Genomic DNA, 2,547 nt, shown 5'->3' on the forward strand with positions numbered 1-2,547 from the left:
CTGTCCATGGCCGCCACCGCGTTCGGCGCGGTCGGCGCCGCGAAGCAGATCAAGAAACCACACCGGGACGGCGCGAGCTGAGCCCTGTCATGGGCCGGGCTCGTCGCCACGGTCGTACCGGGAGCGCGGCGGTCCGCGGGAGGTCCGAAAGGCTTGGCGGGCCGGGCCGAAGGCTTGGCGGGCCGGGCCGAAGCGGGGCCTCTGCACGGGGTGCACCGGAAGCAGGGCCTCTCCACGAGGTAGAGGGGCCCGGCGGCCGGTTGCGGTCGTTCTCGTGTTCCCAGGCGGGCTGCCGGTGAGGGGCTGCCGCTTTGCTGCCCCGGGCGGGCTGCCTGCCGATCGCGGGCCCGGCGGCTCCTCGGCGCCCGCATCGTGCACGCGCACCCGTACCGGCGGGCGGGTCGCCACGACACGACGGAGCTGCCGCCGGCGCCGGCTTCGCAGCAGCGGCAGCCGGGCCCGAGGCCGAGTGCCTCCAAGTGCCGGAAGACCGTGGGGACGAAGAAGGTGGCGAAGGCGTTGAAGCGCCGGCACGCCTCGTTCTGCCGGTTGCCCAGGAGGTACCCGTCGGATGGCGTCATGGCCCCGGTCATCCATCCCGGTCGGCCCGGATTCCCGGTTCGGCCGCCCTTTGTCCACAGGCGGGAACAAAGCGGAACTCCCTGTTCCCACAGGCTTCCACGCACTTTGCCCAGGACTGGCAGACTTGCGGGGCAAGGCGCGGAAGCGTCGCACTCGGAGATCCACGCGAGGAGATCCAGATGTCCATGGCAGGCAATCTGCGGAAGGTCACGGGGCTGGGCGGCGTCGGCGGCCTGCGCAAGGTGGCACGGCTGGCCAGGCGTCGGCCGCGCGTGGACCTGAGCCATCCCGCCAGATCGCCTCTGGGCTCCTCGGTGGTGAACTGCGTGACATATCAGGACGGCGTGCGCGTCCCTGGGGGCGCCGACCTGGTGGATGCCGTGCGGCTGGTGCGCAAGACCGGCGAGGGCTTCGTCTGGCTCGGGTTGCACGAGCCGACGGAGCGTGAGTTCGTCGGCGTCGCCGAGCTGTTCGACCTGCACCCGCTGGCGGTGGAGGACGCGGTCGAGGCCCATCAGCGGCCGAAGCTCGAGCACTACGGGGACACGCTCTTCGCGGTGTTCAAGACCGTCTGCTACGTGGAGCACGAACGGCTGACGGCGACCAGCGAGGTGGTGGACACCGGCGAGATCATGGTGTTCGTCGGCGAGGACTTCGTGATCACGGTGCGGCACGGACGCCATGGCTCGCTCGGCCCGCTGCGCGAGGAACTGGAAACGGACCCGCGGCAGCTCGCCAAAGGGCCGGCCGCGGTGCTGCACGCGATCGCCGACCAGGTGGTCGACGACTATCTGAACGTCACGGACGCGGTGCAGGGCGACATCGACCAGGTGGAGACGGAGGTGTTCTCGGAGAACGGCGCGCGGCTCGACCCCGGCCGCATCTACCAGATGAAGCGTGAACTGCTGGAGTTGAAACGGGCGGTGGTGCCGCTGGGCCGCCCGGTGGAGGACCTGGCGACCCGGCCCATCCGGGTCGTCGACCCGGAGATACAGGCGTACTTCCGGGATGTGCTCGACCATCTGATCCGGGCCAAGGAGCAGATCGCCGCGTTCGACGAGCTGCTCAACTCCATTCTGCAGGCGCATCTGGCGCAGGTGACCGTCGCGCAGAACGAGGACATGCGGAGGATCACGGCGTGGGCCGCGGTGATCGCCGTGCCGACGATGGTGTGCGGGGTGTACGGCATGAACTTCGATCACATGCCGGAGCTGCACTGGCGGTTCGGCTATCCGCTGGTCATGGTCGTGATGGCGGCGGCGTGTCTGGCGCTGTACCGGGGCTTCCGGCGCAACGGCTGGCTCTGAGCGGCGGGCATGCCGGAGTCACCCGGCTTCGGTACGACCGCGAGTTCGGCCCCGGGTACGGCCCCGGTACGACCGGTGCGGCTCCGGTACGACCGAGGGGTACGGCTCCGGGAGGCCGGATGCCACGGCAGCCCGGCCACCCCGGAGGCCTGCGCGCCCGGCCTGCGCGCCCGTCGGGTCAGCCGCTCCAGGCGGGGTGGCGCGGGTCGTCGGCGCGGACCAGGACGTCCGCCGTGCCGGCCGGGTCGGCTTCGGCCTCGTAGCGCTCGAAGGCGGGGAGGGTCCAGTGGTCGGCCTCGGGGGTGCGGCGGCGCAGAGCGCCCGGGGAAAGGAGGAGATGCACGGTCAGGTCGAAGGGGAACCAGTGACGCAACAGGAGAGGACCGTGGAGCAGGAGGATGCCACCGGGCGGGAGTTGGGCGTAGGGACTGCGGGTGGCCCGGTCCGTGACCGGGTCCCATAGGTCGGGCAGGACCCGCCCGGTGCCTCCGGGGTCGAGCGGGCCGAACACCTCCCGCCACAGGGCGCCCGTGTCGAACCACCCGCTGTAGTACGACTCCGCGTCGCGCCGACCGTGCTCCAGGCGCAGCGAGGCCGGGCGCAGGAAGCCCTCCGTGCCGATGACGAGGGAGGGACGGCCGCGTACGCGCAGTGCCTC

The 2,547-nt window shown here is 71.5% G+C and carries 2 protein-coding genes; one reads left to right on the top strand and one right to left on the bottom strand.

The window, feature by feature from the left end; genetic code table 11:
- The first annotated feature begins 761 nt into the window (after positions 1-761).
- Positions 762-1,889: a magnesium/cobalt transporter CorA gene (gene corA / locus H5J33_RS30800; protein WP_181798056.1), complete on the top strand. Its 1,128-nt coding sequence runs from the start codon at positions 762-764 to the stop codon at positions 1,887-1,889.
- A 178-nt stretch (positions 1,890-2,067) separates the two neighbouring features.
- Here corA and H5J33_RS30805 read toward each other — a convergent pair.
- Positions 2,068-2,547 (bottom strand): uridine kinase (locus H5J33_RS30805; protein ID WP_181798057.1); only part of this gene is annotated, 480 nt, incomplete at its 5' end.

Origin of the sequence: Streptomyces sp. WELS2 (genome assembly GCF_013870595.1) — a bacterium.
In the GTDB taxonomy this organism is placed as follows: Bacteria; Actinomycetota; Actinomycetes; order Streptomycetales; family Streptomycetaceae; genus Streptomyces.

Excerpts from the sequence above, each read along its gene's own strand:
- corA (WP_181798056.1), top strand. The coding sequence starts at position 762 with ATGTCCATGGCAGGCAATCTGCGGAAGGTCACGGGGCTGGGCGGCGTC.